The sequence below is a fragment of the Nonomuraea bangladeshensis genome (assembly GCF_039529455.1).
Taxonomy (GTDB): domain Bacteria; phylum Actinomycetota; class Actinomycetes; order Streptosporangiales; family Streptosporangiaceae; genus Nonomuraea; species Nonomuraea bangladeshensis.
Window position 1 is genome coordinate 194,665 of the sequence record NZ_BAAAMV010000011.1, and the last position, 16,365, is coordinate 211,029.

General features: G+C 73.4%; 14 protein-coding genes. 3 read left to right on the plus strand and 11 right to left on the minus strand.

All coding sequences use genetic code 11. The features are described from left to right. Positions 1 to 9 precede the first annotated feature (9 nt). The 6 genes from ABD292_RS36040 to ABD292_RS36065 are packed head-to-tail and all read right to left on the minus strand — an operon-like array spanning position 10 to position 5,936. Positions 10 to 1,614, minus strand: coding sequence for a SpoIIE family protein phosphatase (locus ABD292_RS36040; RefSeq protein WP_344215442.1), 1,605 nt, complete (start codon positions 1,612 to 1,614; stop codon positions 10 to 12). Then, positions 1,607 to 3,286 (minus strand): ATP-binding protein, encoded by a 1,680-nt coding sequence (locus ABD292_RS36045; protein WP_344215444.1) that lies wholly within the window; start codon positions 3,284 to 3,286, stop codon positions 1,607 to 1,609. The genes ABD292_RS36040 and ABD292_RS36045 overlap by 8 nt, the downstream gene beginning before the upstream one ends. Before the next feature lie 10 nt (positions 3,287 to 3,296). Beyond that, entirely contained in the window at positions 3,297 to 4,298 is a 1,002-nt protein-coding gene (locus tag ABD292_RS36050) for an ATP-binding protein (RefSeq protein WP_344215882.1), read from the minus strand. Beyond that, on the minus strand, positions 4,295 to 4,696 hold the full coding sequence (locus tag ABD292_RS36055; protein WP_344215446.1) for an anti-sigma regulatory factor: 402 nt from the start codon (positions 4,694 to 4,696) through the stop codon (positions 4,295 to 4,297). The genes ABD292_RS36050 and ABD292_RS36055 overlap by 4 nt, the downstream gene beginning before the upstream one ends. Next, positions 4,693 to 5,073: an STAS domain-containing protein gene (locus tag ABD292_RS36060; RefSeq protein ID WP_344215448.1), complete on the minus strand. Its 381-nt coding sequence runs from the start codon at positions 5,071 to 5,073 to the stop codon at positions 4,693 to 4,695. Before ABD292_RS36060 ends, ABD292_RS36055 begins: the two co-directional genes overlap by 4 nt. Next, positions 5,073 to 5,936: an STAS domain-containing protein gene (locus ABD292_RS36065; RefSeq protein ID WP_344215450.1), complete on the minus strand. Its 864-nt coding sequence runs from the start codon at positions 5,934 to 5,936 to the stop codon at positions 5,073 to 5,075. Before ABD292_RS36065 ends, ABD292_RS36060 begins: the two co-directional genes overlap by 1 nt. 196 nt (positions 5,937 to 6,132) lie before the next feature. On the opposite strand from ABD292_RS36065, the gene ABD292_RS36070 reads away from it, so the two are divergent. After that, positions 6,133 to 6,540, plus strand: coding sequence for a DUF3592 domain-containing protein (locus ABD292_RS36070; RefSeq protein ID WP_344215452.1), 408 nt, complete (start codon positions 6,133 to 6,135; stop codon positions 6,538 to 6,540). A gap of 10 nt (positions 6,541 to 6,550) precedes the next feature. Here the strand turns inward: ABD292_RS36070 and ABD292_RS36075 are convergent, their stop codons facing one another. Both ABD292_RS36075 and ABD292_RS36080 read right to left on the minus strand, forming a co-directional pair. Further along, positions 6,551 to 8,611, minus strand: coding sequence for an alpha-galactosidase (locus ABD292_RS36075; RefSeq protein WP_425565232.1), 2,061 nt, complete (start codon positions 8,609 to 8,611; stop codon positions 6,551 to 6,553). 148 nt (positions 8,612 to 8,759) lie between these two features. Then, positions 8,760 to 9,890: a pectate lyase family protein gene (locus ABD292_RS36080; protein ID WP_344215456.1), complete on the minus strand. Its 1,131-nt coding sequence runs from the start codon at positions 9,888 to 9,890 to the stop codon at positions 8,760 to 8,762. 301 nt (positions 9,891 to 10,191) lie between these two features. Here ABD292_RS36080 and ABD292_RS36085 point away from each other — a divergent pair, with 301 nt between their 5' ends. Next, the gene (locus ABD292_RS36085) at positions 10,192 to 11,085 is read left to right on the plus strand and encodes a siderophore-interacting protein (RefSeq protein ID WP_344215458.1); all 894 of its coding nucleotides are present in this window, start codon (positions 10,192 to 10,194) and stop codon (positions 11,083 to 11,085) included. A gap of 7 nt (positions 11,086 to 11,092) precedes the next feature. Here the strand turns inward: ABD292_RS36085 and ABD292_RS36090 are convergent, their stop codons facing one another. Further along, entirely contained in the window at positions 11,093 to 11,839 is a 747-nt protein-coding gene (locus ABD292_RS36090) for a hypothetical protein (protein ID WP_344215460.1), read from the minus strand. A 126-nt stretch (positions 11,840 to 11,965) separates the two neighbouring features. Between ABD292_RS36090 and ABD292_RS36095 the strand changes: the two genes are divergently transcribed. Beyond that, the gene (locus tag ABD292_RS36095) at positions 11,966 to 13,387 is read left to right on the plus strand and encodes an RNB domain-containing ribonuclease (RefSeq protein WP_344215884.1); all 1,422 of its coding nucleotides are present in this window, start codon (positions 11,966 to 11,968) and stop codon (positions 13,385 to 13,387) included. Positions 13,388 to 13,558: 171 nt separating this feature from the next. Here the strand turns inward: ABD292_RS36095 and ABD292_RS36100 are convergent, their stop codons facing one another. Both ABD292_RS36100 and ABD292_RS36105 read right to left on the minus strand, forming a co-directional pair. Next, entirely contained in the window at positions 13,559 to 14,140 is a 582-nt protein-coding gene (locus ABD292_RS36100; RefSeq protein WP_344215462.1) for a TetR/AcrR family transcriptional regulator, read from the minus strand. 137 nt (positions 14,141 to 14,277) lie between these two features. Then, positions 14,278 to 16,248 (minus strand): ABC transporter ATP-binding protein, encoded by a 1,971-nt coding sequence (locus tag ABD292_RS36105; RefSeq protein ID WP_344215464.1) that lies wholly within the window; start codon positions 16,246 to 16,248, stop codon positions 14,278 to 14,280. Positions 16,249 to 16,365: the final 117 nt, after the last annotated feature.

A 16,365-nucleotide genomic window follows, 5' to 3' on the forward strand; every position in this document is an offset into this window, starting at 1 on the left:
CCCTCCGCGTCACCCCTCGGCAGGCGGGTGGCGGCGGACGATCACCAGGGCGACGTCGTCCTCCCGCGCGCCGAAGGTGTCGATGAGCCGGCCGGCCGCCTCGTCCATGTCGTCGCCGATCTCCTCGGCGGCGCGCCGGGCGATCTCCAGGCTGTCGTCCAGATACTTGTCGCGGTCCTCCACGAGCCCGTCGGTGAACATCAGCACCGCCCCGCCCGGCGGCACCACGACCCGGTCGATCCGGTAGACCTCCTCGGCGACGCCGAGGAGCAGGTTGCCGAAGCGCTCGTGGTAGCGGGCCCCGCCGTCGCCGTCGAGCAGCAGCGGCGGGATGTGGCCGGCGTTGGCGATCTGCGCCTCGCCGGTCGCCGGGTCGAGCAGCGTGAGGCACACGGTCGCGGTCATCCGCGGGTGGTAGCGGCGCAGCACGTCGTTGAGCAGCGACAGCGACTGGTCGAGCTCCACCTTGCCGATGAGCGAGGCGCGCAGCGCGTGGCGCAGCTCGGCCATCACGGTGGCGGCCAGCAGCGAGTGCCCCTGGACGTCGCCGACCGCGACCAGGACCTGCTCGCCCAGCTGCAGCACCTCGTAGAAGTCGCCGCCCACCTCGACGTTGTCCACCGCCGGCTGGTAGCGCCAGACGATGTCGAGCCCCGGCACCTGGGGGACACGCGAGGGCAGCAGGCTGCGCTGCAGCGTCAGGGCGATCGCGTGCTCCTCGGCGTAGGCGCGCAGCGCCTCCACCGCCAGCGCCACGGCCTGGCCGAGCTGGCGCAGCATGCTCAGCTCGTCCTCGTCCAGCTCGGGGTCCGGCTCCACGCCGAGCAGGACGGGCGGACGGTCGCGTTTGGTGCGCGACAGCACGGCCGTGATGTCGAGCCGGGACGGGGTGTCGGGCGCGATCCCCGACCAGTAGTCGTGCGGGATGATGAGGAACTCGGTGCCGGCCCGCTGGCCGAGGGCCCGCTCGCCGAGGAACTGCAGCACGGGCGGCTGGACCGTCCTGAACGTGGGGGTCCCCTCGGGCGCCAGCGCGGTCAGCCTGCGGGTGCGCCCGTCGGGCGCGAGAGCCACCACCCCGGCACTGCGCCCCAGGATGCGGCTGGTGCCCGAGACGGCGGTCGACAGCAGCTCGTCGAAGGTCTGGGCGGCGTTCATGGCCAGCGTGAGGTCGGTGAGCGCGCCGAGGCGGGCGGCCAGGCGCTCGGCCCGCTGCCGCGCCCGGTGGTAGCGCAGGGCCGCCTCCACGGTGGCGACGAACTCGTCCGGCTCGACCGGCTCGGCCAGGTAGCCGTCGGCGCCCCGGTGCAGGCCGAGCGCCCGGTCGGCGGCGGTGATGGCCGCGCCGGAGATCTGGATCACGGGGATCGAGGACGTCGCGGGGTCGGCCTTGATGCGCTCGCACACCTCGTAGCCGGAGATGTCCGGCAGCCGGACGTCGAGCACCACCAGGTCGGGATGGAGCTCGGCGATGCGCTGCAGCGCCTCCAGGCCGCCGGTGGCCTCGACCACGGCGTACCCGGCGCGGCGCAGCCAGCTGGACAGGATGTAGAGCTTGGTCGGGGTGTCGTCGACGACGAGGATCGTCGCCTCCTGCGGCGTCGCGTCACTCATCACGGCTCCCCAGTGCCTGGCGGATGGCGTTCAGCAGCACGTCCCTGCGCAGCCCCTGCTTGCCGAGCACGGCCTCGGCCCGCTCGGGACGCCGGTGCGTCTGCGCCAGCGTGACGATGATCACGGGGACGTTCCGCAGCCGTTCGTCGTCGGCCATGCGCTGCAGGACGGCCGTGCCGTCGAGGCCGGGCATGAGCAGGTCCAGCAGGGCCAGGTCGGGCGGCGCCGCGGCCATCGCGGCGAGCGCGGCGGCGCCGTCGGGCGCCTCGTCGATGTGGGCGGCGAACCCGGTGAGCATGCGCCGCACCCCGGCGCGGAAGTTCTCGTCGTCGTCGGCGACGAGGATGCGCTGGGCGACGGGGACGTCGTGCGACTCGTACGGCAGCCGCAGCACCGCCGTGGTGCCCTTCCCCGGCGTGCTGGCCAGGGTCAGCGTGCCGCCCATCGCCTGAGCCAGCCGCCGCGCGTACGCCAGGCCCAGGCCGGTGCCCTTGGCGCGGGTCTGCGCCGGCCCCGGCACCTGGTAGAACTCCTCGAAGACCCGTTCGAGGTGCTCGGCCGGGATGCCGATGCCCGTGTCGGCGACGGTGAAGACCGTCTCGCCGGCGGCCGGGTCGCGGGCCACCTCCAGCACGACCTCGCCCTCCTGGGTGAACTTCAGGCTGTTGGCCAGCAGGTTGCGCAGGATCCTGGTGAGCATCGCCTCGTCGGCCGGCATGGTGAACGGCGGCGGCGGGACGACGACGCGCAGCGTGACCTGGTCGGTGCTCTGCGCCGGCCCCATCGTCATGCGCAGCCGTTCGGCCAGGGCGACGAGGTCGACGGTGGTGAACTGCGGGTCGAGCCGCCCCGACTCGGCCTTGCCGATGTCGAGCAGCTCGCTGACCAGGGTCAGCAGGGTCTCGGCCGAGGAGCCGATCAGCTCGACCTGCCGCGCCTGCTCCTCGCCCAGCGGGTCCCCGCCGGGGCCCGTGAGCAGCCGGACCAGGCCGATGATCGAGTTGAGCGGCGTGCGCAGCTCGTGGCTGACCGTGGCCCAGAACCGGTTCTTGGCGTCGCTGGCCTCGCGCAGCTGCACCGACTTCTCGTCCAGCTCGGCGTAGAGGGCGACGACGCCGCGGTTGGTCTCCTCCAGCTCGGCGGAGAGCTGGTTGTACAGCGCCATGACCCCCTGGTTGGTCTCCTCCAGCTCGGCGTTGAGCTGGCGGACCGCCTCCAGGGTCGAGGCGAGCTCGTGGTTCTGCTGGCGCAGCTCGTCCAGCGCGCTGGACGGCGCCATGGCGTTGACCTTGGTGCGGATCTGCGCGACCGACAGCGCGGACGCGCTCGCCGGCAGCCGCTTGCGCAGGACCACCCGGCCGCGCTCGCCGGCGTCGACGACGTCCATGAGCCGCCCGGCCATGGTCACGCCCTCGGCCACGTGGCGGGCGGCGGCGTCGGGGAAGCTCACCTCCATCACGAGGTCGTCGAAGTCGAGGGCGAAGGCGACCACCATGCCGGACGCGCCCTCGATGACGATCTCCCTGCCCAGCTCGCTGAGCGCGGTCGCCACCCGGATCTGGTCCTGCTGGGACATGCCGAGCGCGGCGGCGACCTCGCGGCCCACCTGGCGCATGGCGAAGACGTCGGACTCGCCGGCTACGGTGACCGTGGTCAGCGGCGCCGCCCTCACGGCGTCCTCCTCATGGAGCCGTCCCCACGGCGAGCACGGCCGCGTCGTCCCTGCGCGTGCCGGCGTCCCGCAGCAGGGTGGCGGCCACGACGACCGGGGAACGGGAGACCAGGCCGGGGAAGGAGACCGGGTCCCACCGGTCGGAGAGCCCGTCGGAATGCATGACGAGCACGCTGTGCGGCGGGACGGCGTACTCGTACTCGCGCAGGCGGCTGCGCTGGTGCCCGGCGATGCCCGGCACGGAGATCATGCCCTGGCGGCCCTCGGCGTGCACGATCCAGCCCGAGATGTTGCCGAGCCCGGCGTAGCGGACCACCCCTCGCTCGCGGTCCAGCCGGGCGAGGGCCACGGCGCCGCCCCTGGTGCCCGTCAGCGCCTTGTGGATGCGCTCCAGCAGCTCCAGCACGGGCAGGTGGTGCTGCTGCTCGAAGACCCGCACGGCCTCGCGGGAGGCGGCGGCCGCGGCGGGGCCGTGGCCGAGGCCGTCGCACATCAGGCCGATGGCCGTGCCGCGGCTCTCGACGTACGCGAAGGCGTCGCCCGAGACGACCTCCTCCCCGATGGGGCGGGTCAGCCCGCTCACCCGGGAGTCGGGGGCCGGCACGTCGTTGGCGGTGAAGCACATGGTCACCACCGTGCCACGTCCGGGCAGGGAATAGACCTCGTGGGCCGAGGCCATCCTGGCGATCCCGCCGAGACCGACGCCGAGCGTGCCCGCGGTGGAGTAGCCGTCCCGCACGGCGCTGCGCACGTCGCGCATGCCCGGCCCCTTGTCCAGGGCGACCACCTCGACGGCGGCCGCCGCCTCGGGGTGGGCCCGGATCAGCATCGTGCCCTCGACCGCGTGCTTGACCAGGTTGGAGGCCGCCTCGCTGACGGCGACGGCCACCCGCCCGCGGTCCTGCTCGTCGAAGCCGCACGCCTCGGCCAGCGCCGTCGCGGCCCGGCGGGCCGCCCCGATGGCGCTGGCGTCCTCGATGCGGACCCAGGGCTCGTCCCCTGAGCGGATCATCTCGCCCACTTGATCACTGTGATCCGCGTCCCTTCGCCGGTCTTGGACTCCAGGTCGAACTCGTCCACCAACCGGCGTGACCCGCTCAGCCCCAGGCCGAGGCCGCCGCCCGTGGACCAGCCGTCGGTCAGGGCCAGGTCCAGGTCGGGGATGCCGGGGCCCTCGTCGGTGAAGTCCAGGCGCAGTCCGTCGCGTACGCCGTTGTTGACGACCTCGATCCGCACCCGGCCGCCCCCGGCGTACATCAGGGCGTTGCGGGCGAGCTCGCTGGCCGCGGTGACCAGTTTGGTCTGGTCAACCAGCGACAGGCCGACCTGCTGGGCGCTGTTGCGCACCTGCTGGCGCACGATGACCACGTCGCTGTTGCCCGCGATGGCGAGCTCCTGGACGGGCGTCACTCCGGCACCGCTGCCGGGTCGGCTCCGTCGCGTTCCTTGAGCATCGCGACACCCTTCTCCAGATTGAGCGCGGTGCGCACGCCGCCGAGCGACAGGCCGAGCTCGACCAGTGTGATCGCGACCGCGGGCCGCATGCCCACGACGATCGTCTCGGCGTCCAGCATCCGCGAGATCGACGCGATGGTCGAGAGCATGCGCCCGATGAAGGAGTCGACGATCTCCACGGCGGTGATGTCGATGATCACCCCGCGGGCCCGGCTGTCGACGATCGCGTCCGCCAGGTCCTCCTGCAGCATGAGCACGCTCTGGTCCTGCAGGTCGATCTGGATCGAGACGATGAGGAGGTCGCCGAGCTTGAGAACGGGGACACGTTCCATCAGGCCCGCTCCAGCCCGACGACGACGTGCTTGTCGGCCCGCTGCGTGACCTGCACGCCGCTCTTGCGCAGCGCGTAGGCGAGGGCGTCGGCCAGGGAGGACTTGGTGACGATGTCGCCGAACTCGATGCCGAGGGTGACGATCGTGTGCGCGATCTGGGGGCGGATGCCGGAGATGACGCACTCGGCGCCCATGAGCCGGGCCGCCACCACGGCCTTGAGCAGGTGCTGCGCCACCTGGGTGTCCACGGCCGGCACGCCGGTGATGTCGATCACGGCGTGCTCGGAGCCGGTCTCCACCAGGCCCTGGAGCAGCTTCTCCATGACGACCTGCGTACGGGCCGAGTCGAGCGTGCCGACCAGCGGCACCGCGAGGATGCCGTCCCACAGCTTGACCACCGGCGTGGACAGCTCCAGGAGCTGCTCGGCCTGGTCGGTGATGATCTTCTCGCGGGCGCTGACGAAGGTCTCGAACGTGAACAGGCCCAGGTCGTCGATGTGCCGCGCCAGCCAGATGTAGCCGCGCAGGGCCTCGACGTCGTCCTCCGCCTCGATCAGCCCGTACACCGCCTCCTTCAGGCTGAACACCACGGCGGCGGTCTCCGCCGGCGTGAAGCCCTCCCTGGCCTGCGCCCGCGACAGGTCGGCGAGCAGGCCGCGCAGGTCGGAGGCGTCCCCTCCCTCGCCGATGAACTGCAGCAGGGCCTGGTAGAGCTCGCGCAGCCGCCCGGCCAGGACGCTGCGGTCGGCCCGGCCACCGACGGTGGCGCCCGCGAGGTCGATCCAGCGCTTGAGGATGGTCTCCTCCTGCGCCCGCAGGAGTTCCGCCACGCGGAGCTGGCCGGCGTCGCCGTGAGCTGTCAAGGTGTGCTCCCGAAGATGGGGTGTTTTGTCATGAATCGACACGAAGGCTACCGGGCTTTTCGCTCCGCCTCTATGCGTTCCCGTCGGCGGCGCGCCCGCAAGCCGGTATTTCGCAAGCGCTGATCAAGCGCCATGCAAACCACCTTGCCTAGAAAAGGCCAGGAAGGTCGGAGAACAGGAAGAACGGGGAAAGACAGTGAGCTCCGTAACGTGGCTGCCGCTGACGATCGCGGGTGTGACGATGCTCATCACGGCCGGGGTCTGGGTGCCCATCGCCGTCGCGGCGCGGGCCGGGCGGCAGCTGCTCGCCACCGGCGTCCCCGCGCAGGCCGTCGTCGAGTCCGTGACCGACACCGGCATGTCGGTCAACGAACGGCCCGTGGTGCGCTTCGTGCTCGCCGTACGCGGCGCGGACGGCGAGGTCTACCGGGTCACGCACCGGCAGTCGCTGCCGCGCATCCCGATGGGGATCCTCGCGCCCGGCGCGGTGCTGCCGGTCAGGGTGGACCGGCAGCGGCGCGAGCGCGTACGGATCGACTGGGCGGCCTGGCAGCCCGTGCCCGGCGCGTACCCGGCCCCCTACCCCTACAACATGCCCCGGTAGCCGCGGCAGCTCAGACCCGTTCCAGCTCGATGACGACCACCGAGGCGGGCTGGAGCGCCGGCGCGGGCAGCCCCAGCTCGGCCAGCGCCGCCCCCGGCAGGCGCACCGGCCCGTCCGCCCACGACGGCATGAGCGCGGAGCCGGGCACCGGCCCGGCCACGCGCACCTCGTAGCGGGCGGCCGGATCCAGGCCGGGCAGCCGCAGCGGCGCGGGGGCCGACTCCGGCCGCGAGCTCAGCTGCGCGTAGCCGAACACCGCCCGCTCCGGCAGCACCACCCCGTGCAGCAGCGCCGACGGGTCGGGATGGTCGGCGCGGACCACCCGCCCGGCGTGCAGCACCGGCCGCAGCCGCTTGTGCAGCGCGATCCAGACGCCCAGCTCCTCCAGCTCCGCCTCGCTCGCCGAGGTGAGGTCCCACTCCACGCCCATGTGCCCGAACAGCGCGGTGCCCGCGCGGAAGGCCAGCGGCAGCGACCGGCCGGTGATGTGGTCGCGCGGCGCGCCGACGTGCGCGCCCATGCGCTCCGGCGGCACCAGCAGCCCGGTCCAGCGCTGGATGGCCTGCCGGTCGAGCGCGTCGTTGCTGTCGGAGGTCCACACCCGGTCGGTACGGGCCAGCACCCCGTAGTCGACGCGGGCGCCGCCCGACGAGCACGACTCGATCTCCAGCCCGGGATGGCGGGCGCGCAGCTCGTCCAGCAGGCGGTAGGCCGCGAGGGTCTGCGCGTGCACGCCGGGCACCCCGTCGTGGACGGGCTCGGCGATGTCGCGGTTGTGGTCCCACTTGATGTAGTCGAGGGCGTACTCGGTGATCAGCGCGTCGATCCGCTCCAGCAGGTACGCGTACGCCTCCGGCCGGGCCAGGTCGAGCGTCTGCTGGTTGCGGTGCGGCGGCGGCAGGCGCTCGGCCCGGCCGAGGACCCAGTCGGGGTGGGCGCGGGCCAGGTCGGAGTCGGGGTTGACCATCTCCGGCTCGAACCACAGGCCGAACTGCATGCCGAGCCCGCGCACCCGCTCGGCCAGCGGGTGCAGGCCGTGCGGCCAGACGCCCTCGTCGACGTACCAGTCGCCGAGCCCGGCCCGGTCGTGGCGGCGGTGGCGGAACCAGCCGTCGTCGAGCACGAACCGCTCGATCCCGGCCGCCGCGGCCCGCTCGGCCAGCTCCAGCAGCCGGTCCAGGCCGTGGTCGAAGTAGGTCGCCTCCCAGTTGTTGAGCGTGACCGGCCGGACCGGCAGCGGCCGGGCGGCCCGCAGGTGGTCGTGCAGCCGGGCGCTCGCGGCGTCCAGGCCCTGCGCCGACCAGGTGAAGTAGACGAGGGGGGTGCGGTAGCTCTCGCCCTGCCGCAGGACGATCTCGCCGGGCTCGGGCAGCTCGCCCGCGCCCAGCAGCGCCGCCCCCTCCTGCAGGCGCTCGGCGTAGTGGACGTGGTCGCCGCTCCAGCCCGCGTGCACGGCCCACACCTCGCCGGAGCGGAAGCCGAAGCCCTCGGTGCCCGCCACGAGCAGGCCGGTCGCGTCGTGCCCGGTCCGGCCGCGCCGGTTCTCCCTGCTCCACACGCCGTGCGCGAACGCCCGCCGCTGCGGCACCTTCTCCAGCGCCCAGCGCCCGGTGAAGTCCAGCAGCTCGCCGGCCCGCGCCGGGATCGGCAGCGCGCACACCAGGCCCGCCAGCCGGTACGGCGAGGCCGCCGTGTTGGTCACCGTGTGCCGCAGCGTCACCACCCCGTGGGCGTCCATGCCCAGCTCGCTCACCAGCGCCAGGCCCGCCCGCTCGTCGGCCGCGGTGATCGTCACCGTGCCGCCCCTGCCCGGCTCCGCCGCGACGTCCGCGCCGCCCAGGGTCCAGCGCACCGGCCAGTGCTCGCCGTCGCGGGAGCCCGCCAGGCCGGGGCGGCCGTACCATCCGTCGCCCTGCGCGGGCAGCAGCGGCGGCGCGCTCACCAGGGACGCCAGCACGGGAAGCAGCTCGGCCCCGTCGTCCGTGCCGGGCGCGGCGCCGAAGTGGCGGACGCGGGGCAGGCCGGGGCCGGAGGCGTCGAGCAGGAGGGCGACATCCGCGGCGGACAGCATCAGGTAGGACAAGCCGGGCTCCTTACGCAACAGGCACAGGGGGTGTGACGCGCGGAAAGACGCTATCGAACCCGGCTCCGCCGGGGCGAGGGAAGGCCCCTCCGGCGGGCGGTCGCCGGAGGGGCCTCGATCAGAGCGGGAACGGCGTTCAGACGGAGATCCGCCCGGCGCCCGCGCCCGCGGTCACGATGGACTTGACGTTGCAGGGGGTGTCCAGCGTGTAGGAGTAGGGGATGGAGGCGACGCTGCCGCCGGCCTGGCCGCTGCCGGAGTTGACGAAGCAGTTGTTGCGCGCCACCAGGTTGCCCGGGTCGGAGTCGCCCTCGCCCCGGTGGAATGGGTCGTCGGTGTTCTCGAAGTAGTTGCCCTCGACCAGCACGCCCGCCTCCTGCGTCGAGGCCACGCCGTAGCTGCCGATGTTGCCGTAGTAGTTGTTGTAGACGTGCACCGGGTTGCCGAAGCGCACCCGCGGGTGACGCTGGTTGGTGCCGTCGAACCAGTTGTGGTGGTACGTCACCCGCAGGTGGCCGCGGTCCTCCGAGCCGTTGCCGTCGTCGTGGCCGAGCAGCATCGTCTTGTCGTGGGAGCTGACCCTGTTCCAGGAGATGGTGACGTAGTCGCTGGCCCGCTTGACGTCCACCGCGCCGTCGTAGCCGTTGCTGAAGCTGTTGTGGTCGATCCACACCCGGGTCGAGTACTGGACGTTGATGGCGTCGTCGTTCCAGTTCCTGAAGGTGAGGTTGCGCACGATCACGTTGGACGCCTTGGAGATGTTGAGCCCGCAGCCCGAGATGACGGCGCCGGAGTTGCCGATGATCGTCTTGTTGGAGCCGACCTTCAGCATGCCCGAGCAGGAGATCGTGCCGGAGACCCGGATCACCCCCGAGCCGCTCGCGGACAGGGCGCTGGTCAGGGCCGAGGAGGAGGTGACGGTGGTCGGGCTCGTGCCGCCGCCGCCCGTGGTGCCGCCGCCCTGCGTGGCCCAGCCGACCGGGCCGTCCGCGTTGGCGATCCTGACGGTGCCGCCGGACTCGGTCGCCGTCCAGGTCTGGGACGAGCCGCCGGTGCAGCTCTCCTGCTGCACGGCCTTGCCCGCGGAGGTGCTCGCGCCCTCCACGCCCGCGCACTTGCCGCTGTGCGCGTTCACGAGCGTGTACGCTCCGGGCGCCGGAGCGGCGGCCGCCGCCGAGGCCATGACGACGCCGGTCACCGCGGAGGCGGTGAGGGTGACGACGCCCGCGAGGACCGCGCCCGTCCTGCCGATGGATGTGTGTCGCACGATTCTGCTCCTTGCTGGCCCTAGCGGACCGTCAGGTCCGCGAATGGTGTCCCCCCAGCGAGCATCCGTTCACATACGTGATCTACGTACGTGAGAGCGAACATGCCACAACATAGGTAAGCGCTTTCCAACTGTCAATCGTCGCTGAAACTTTCATGACAACGGCTTGTCGAGGACAGTGATCCACTTGATGACCTGCGGTGACTCCGATGTGTGCATCGGTCCTGACGCTGCGTGCGGTGGCCAGCCCTCCGGCGATCGTTTAGGTTAGGCTCGCCTAATTTTGTTGGAGGAGTCGGGGATGAGCTCGCCGTTTCACATGTTCCACGTCCAGGTAGACCGGCTTGAGCGGCTGAGCCCGTCGTTCCTGCGGGTCACGTTCACCGGGGACGACCTCGGCCATTTCGCCGACAACGGCTACGACCAGCGGATCAAGCTCATTCTGCCGCTGCCGGGCTGCGGGCTGTCGTACCTGCCGTCCGGACCGGACTGGTACCAGCAGTGGCGGCAGCTCGACGACACCAGGCGCAACCCGATCCGCACCTACACCGCGCGCCAGGTGCGGGCGGACGTCCGGGAGCTGGACGTGGACGTCGTCATGCACCCCGACGGCGGGCCGGTCGCCCAGTGGGCGGAGCGGGTCCAGCCCGGCGACGAGGTCGCGATCCTCGGGCCCGACGCCCGCTACGACGGGGTGCACGGCGGGCTGGAGTTCCGGCTGCCCGCCGGCAGCACGACCGTGCTGCTCGCCGGCGACGAGACCGCCGTGCCCGCCATCTGCTCCGTCCTGGAGCGCCTGCCCGCCGGGGTCACCGGCGAGGCCCTGCTCGAGGTGCCCTTCGACGACGACGCCCTGCCCGTCGAGACCTCCTGCTCGGTGCGCGTCGGCTGGCTCCCCAGGAACGGCGGCGAGCGCGGCGCCCAGCTCATCCCCGCCGTCCAGGCCGCCGCCGGGCGGCTGCTGACGTCCCCCGGCGCCGGCGCGAACGGCTTCAGCGACGTGGACGTGGACGCCGAGGAGCTGTGGGAGGTGCCGGAGGAGGACGCCGCCGACCCGCTGTACGCGTGGCTGGCGGGCGAGGCCGGCGTGATCAAGACGCTGCGGCGTCACCTGGTGGGCGAGCGGGGGATGGATCGGCGGGCGGTCGCGTTCATGGGGTACTGGCGCGAGGGGCGCGCCGAGGGCGGCGGCTGACGCCGGCTCAGGCTGGGGCGCAGGCCGTCGTCACGGTGTGGCGCTCCTGCTCGGTCGGGGGGCGTACCCAGGTGAGGCCCGGGCCGCCGGCGGCGAGCATGCCGGGCACGACCTCGCCCAGCACCTCCCCCGGCGTCGCGTCGGGACGCTTCTCGCGCGCCTCCGCGTACAGGTCGAGCACCCGCCCGAGGTCCAGCATCAGCGTGTTGCGCCCGGACGCCTCGGTGTCGGTGACGGTGACGAGCAGGGACGCGCCGTCCGCGAATCCCTCGACGCCGGCCGCGCCCGGCGGGCAGACGACCGCCCGTACGGCCTCGGCGAAGGCCGTACGGTCCATGCCGTCCACCTCGTCCGCCGGCCATTCGGCCCGCAGGTGCAGCACCCCGGGCCGCTCGGCGGCGGCGTACTCGGCCATGAGGCCCGCGACCGCGCCCTGCGGGTCGTGCAGGGCGGCCTCCTCCAGGGCGGCGAACCCGTCGGCGAGCAGCCGCAGCGAGATCAGCCGTGGCGGCGTGCCGTCCACCGCGAGCACGTCCCGCTCCCAGTCCGGCCGCAACGCCTCGCCGGTGGCGTCGTACGCGCCCAGCCCCTCCACGAACGCGGCGTCCGCCTCCGGCGTCAGGCCCGGCCCCCACTCCGGCGCCCGTCCGGCCGCGAAACCCCCACCGGCCTCCGGAGCGGCGGGCCGGGCACGGCGCAGCCACCAGACCAGGATCCCGACGACGACGGCCGGCACCGCGACTGCGATCCACACGTTGTGCTCTCCCTCGTACCTACCGGGGCAGCAGCGTAATGTGAGCGATCACGCCAAAAGCGGGAATCGCACAAAAAGCCCCGGCTGACCCGTCTGGAGGCGCAACGGTAGGTTGTGCCCGTGTCGATGATTCAGGTTCCAGAAGAGATCCCCCTGAAGCTGGAAGACGGGTTCGACCGCATCGGGCGCGAGCTGGCGCTGCCCGCCGGCTTCCCGCCCGCCGTGCTGGACGAGGCGGCGTGGGTGGCGCAGGTGCCGCGGCTCAGCGGCAAGGACCTCACCGACCTGCCGTTCGTCACCATCGACCCGCCCGGCTCCATGGACCTCGACCAGGCACTCCACCTGGAACGGCTGCGCGCCGGCTACCGGGTCTGGTACGCCGTCGCCGACGTGGGCGCGTTCGTCCGCCCGGGCGGGATCATCGACGCCGAGGCCCGGGCCAGGGGCGAGACGGTCTACATGCCGCAGGGCAAGATCCCGCTGCACCCCAAGGTCCTGTCCGAGGACGCGGCCAGCCTGCTGCCCGGACTGCCGCGCCCGGCCGCGGTGTGGCGGATCGACCTCGACGCCGACGGCCGCACGATCGGCGCCGACGTGCAGCGCGCCCTGGTGCGCAGCCGCGAGCGCCTCGACTACGCGTACGTGCAGGCCGCCGTCGACACCGGCACCGCCGACGGCGTGCTCGGGCTGCTGGCCGAGATCGGGCGGCTGCGGCTCGCGCTGGAACGCGAGCGCGGCGGCGTCACCCTGCCGACGCCCGAACAGGAGGTCGTGCCCGCCGACGGCGGTTACCGGCTGGAGTACCGGGTGCCGCTGCCGGCCGAGGCGTGGAACGCGCAGATCTCGCTGCTGACCGGCATGGCCGCGGCGGCGATGATGCTCGACGCCGAGATCGGCATCCTGCGCGTGCTGCCCGCCTCCCGGCCGGACGACCTCGCCAAGGTCCGCCTGGTGGCGGGGGCGCTGGGCGTGCCGTGGCCGGACGGCGCCGGCTACGGCGAGGTGGTGCACGGGCTGGACCCGAAGAACCCGCGGCAGGCGGCGTTCCTGCACGAGTCACGGGTGCTGCTGCGCGGCTCAGGCTACGAGGCGTTCGACGGTGCGCCGCCGAAGGAGGCGGGGCACGCGGCGGTCGCGGCGCCGTACGCGCACGTCACGGCCCCACTGCGGCGGCTGGTCGACCGGTACGCCACCGAGGTGTGCCTGGCGGTCGCCGCCGGTGAGCCGGTGCCCGCCGACGTGCGGGCGGGGCTCGCCGGGCTGCCGGAGCTGATGGCCGTGTCCGGGCGGCGGGCCTCGGCGGTGGACCGGGCGTGCGTGGACCTGGTGGAGGCGTTCCTGCTGCGGGGGCGGGTCGGGGAGGCGTTCGAGGCGGTGGTGATCGACGTGGACGAGCGGCGCGGCGGCGGGCAGGTCCAGCTCGTCGAGCCCGCGGTGATCGCCCGCTGCGACGGCCCGCTGCCGCTCGGCTCGCAGGTCACGGTCCGCCTCACCAAGGCCGACCCGGCCACTCGAGAGGTCCGCTTCACCCTCGACGGCTCCCCCTGAGCCGCGACGGCTCCTCTGACGCGCCGCGCCTTCGAGGCGCGGCCCCTTGGAGACGCCGCCATCCCTTCGAGGCGCGGCCCCTTGGAGACGCCGCCACCCCTTCGAGGCGCGGCCCCTTCGAGATGCCGCCGCCCCTTCGAGACGCGGCGGTGTCCGCTGAGGCGCCGCGGCTCAGCGCGGGTGTGAGCGCATGCCGTCGCAGACCACCTCGGCCATCGAGACCTTCCCTCCCCTGGCCCGCGCCAGCCGCTCGGCCGTGAGGCAGCCGCGCAGCAGGTCCTGCACGTCCTCCGTGCGCAGGTCGCCGCGCACCGCCCCGGCCCGCTGGGCGCGTTGCAGCAGCCGCCCCAGCGCGGCGGCGAAGTCGGCCTCCAGCGTCGTCCCGCGCCGGAACGCCGGTCCCGTGCCGCCCTCCAGCATCTCGCACAGCGCCTGGTTGGCCGAGGCCTGCTCGGCCACCGTACGGAACCAGCCGAAGAACGCCCGGCCGGGGTCCTCGGCGGTGGCGAGCGCGCGCGCGTCGGCCACGAAACGTTCCATCCGGCCGAGCAGCACCGCCTCGAACAACGCCTCCCTGGTCGGGAAGTGCCGGTAGACGGTGCCGACGCCGAACCCGGCCCGGCGGGCGATCTCGTCGAAGGAGATGGTGAGGCCGTCGCTGGCCAGGGCCTCCTGGGCGATCTGCAGCACCCGTTCCCGGTTGCGGCGGGCGTCCGCGCGGAGCAGTCTGGCCGTGCTGTGATCGTCGCCCATGCGCTCCACCCGCCTTCACCGGCAACCGGAGGGATCTCTCCGATTCTACCGGCGGACTTCCCGGACAAACAGCCCCGATGACACGAGAACACCCGCCCTTCGGGAAGGACGGGTGTCCCGTGCGCGGCGCCACCGGATCACGGCCCGGCGTCGGCGCCACCGGGTCCAGGCACGAGCGGTTCGCGCGGCCACGGCACCGGCCCGGACGACCGCACGGCATGAGCGGCCTCCGCGCGACCGGCGCGCGAGGCCCCGTGTCCCGCGCCGGCCCGATCCCCGGCCCGATCCCCGACCCGGTCCTCGGCCCGGTCCCTGGCCCGGTCCCTGGCCAGGCGCGGGACGCCGGCCCGCCTGAGCCGGATGCGCTCGTGCCTGGGCACCGGCCGCAGCCCGATCACCCGCGCGCCCGACGGCACCTGCCGCAGGTCGTGCGTGATGAGGATGGTCGTCCGCCCCGCCATGAGCCGCCCCAGCGGCGCCATGACCTGCGCGGCCGTCTCCTCGTCCAGCCCGGTCATGGGCTCGTCGAGCACCAGCACCGGCGCGTCCCGCAGGACCGCCCTGGCGATCGCGACGCGCTGCCGCTGCCCCCCGGACAGCAGCCGCCCGCGCTGCCCCACCGGCGTGTCGTACCCCCGGGGCAGATCCTTGACGAACTCGTGCACGCCGGCCGTCTCCGCGGCCCGGATGATCTCCTCCATGGAGGCGGCGGGCCGCCCGTAGGCGATGTTGTCCCGTACGGAACCGGAGAACAGCATCGTCTCCTGGTGCAGCACGGTGACGTTCTCGCGCAGCGACTCGCGCGTCAGGCTCCGGACGTCGGCGCCGTCCAGCAGGATGCGGCCCTCGTCCGGGTCGTAGAAGCGCAGCAGCAGCTTGGCCAGCGTGGACTTGCCCGCCCCGCTGGGCCCGGTGATCACCAGCACCTCCCCGGGTTCGGCGACGAAGGACACCTCGCGCAGCGCGGGCCGCGAGGCGCGTCCCGGATAGGCGAAGCCGACCCGGTCGAACTCCACGCGGCCCCGTCCCTGGCCGGCGGCGACGGCCGAGGGGGCGTCGGTGACGGCGGGCCTGGCCCGCAGGACCTCGATGATCCGGTCGGAGCCCGCGGCCGCCTCCGACACGGTGAGCGCCAGCTCGCCGAGCCCCTGGACGGCCGGATAGAGCAGGGCCAGGTACGCGGCGAAGGCGAGCAGGCCGCCGATGGTCAGCCGGCCGGCGGCGATCTCCCACGCGCCGACGCCGAGGACGATGATCAGGCAGACGGTCTCGATGACCTGGACGACCGGGCCGTACAGACCGGACAGCCACGCCTGCGACAGGTTGGCGCGCAGCCAGGTCCGTCCCTCGCGGTGCAGCCTGCGCGCCTCGTCGCGCTGCCGGTTGTACGCCTGCACCAGCGGCTGGTTGGCCAGCCCCTCCTCCAGGACGCTGTTCATCGCGCCGTTGCTGTGCCGCTCGCGCGCGGCCGCGACGCGGAACTTCGCCGCGAACAGCTTCGACACCAGCAGGAACGCCGGGATCAGGGCGAGCGTGACGAGCGCCAGGTCCCAGCGGACGAGGAACGCCGCCCCGGCGAAGAACACCACGCTGGCGGCGGTGGTGATCGCCTTGACCAGCCCTGAGCCGACGAGCTCCTCGATGGCCTCGACGTCGTCGGTGAGCCGGGCCATGAGGTCGCCGAGCCGCCGCTTCTCGGCGTAGTCGGGCGCGAGCGTCTGCAGGTGGCCGAAGATGCGGTCGCGGAGTCTCAGCAGGAAGCGTTCGGCGGCGAGGGCGGTGGCGTACGCCCCGGCGAACGACGCCGCCCCCGCGACCGTGGCGAGCCCCAGCCAGCTGAACGCGGGGACCCAGAAACCCTCCAGGTCCCGGGTGGTGAGCACCTCGTCCGTGATGTGGCCGAACAGGCGGATCGCGGCGACCTCGCACAGCGCGGCCAGGACGGCGAACACCACTCCGGCGGCGAACAACGGCCGCAGCCCACGGGTGTCCGGCCAGAACTCGCGGAAAGTCCGGCGAAGGGTGATCGCCGGGGCGAGTTCGCGGCCGGAGGCGGAAAAGGAGAGCCGGCGGCTGAGCCGCCGGCTCTCACGTGGCGCTGTCAGCACCCCCAACCCCACCACCTACGGCGGGCGCAGGCCCAGCGGCGGCGCCAATAGCGACGCCGGCAGCCCCATCCCTGCTGGTACCCGACGTGAGTGAGCTGCGTGTTCGCCATGATTCCT

Coding starts and splice junctions, on each gene's coding strand:
- ABD292_RS36040 (WP_344215442.1), bottom strand. CDS start 1,614: ATGAGTGACGCGACGCCGCAGGAGGCGACGATCCTCGTCGTCGACGAC.
- ABD292_RS36050 (WP_344215882.1), bottom strand. CDS start 4,298: ATGATCCGCTCAGGGGACGAGCCCTGGGTCCGCATCGAGGACGCCAGC.
- ABD292_RS36060 (WP_344215448.1), bottom strand. CDS start 5,073: ATGGAACGTGTCCCCGTTCTCAAGCTCGGCGACCTCCTCATCGTCTCG.
- ABD292_RS36075 (WP_425565232.1), bottom strand. CDS start 8,611: ATGCTGTCCGCCGCGGATGTCGCCCTCCTGCTCGACGCCTCCGGCCCC.
- ABD292_RS36085 (WP_344215458.1), top strand. CDS start 10,192: ATGAGCTCGCCGTTTCACATGTTCCACGTCCAGGTAGACCGGCTTGAG.
- ABD292_RS36095 (WP_344215884.1), top strand. CDS start 11,966: ATGATTCAGGTTCCAGAAGAGATCCCCCTGAAGCTGGAAGACGGGTTC.
- ABD292_RS36100 (WP_344215462.1), bottom strand. CDS start 14,140: ATGGGCGACGATCACAGCACGGCCAGACTGCTCCGCGCGGACGCCCGC.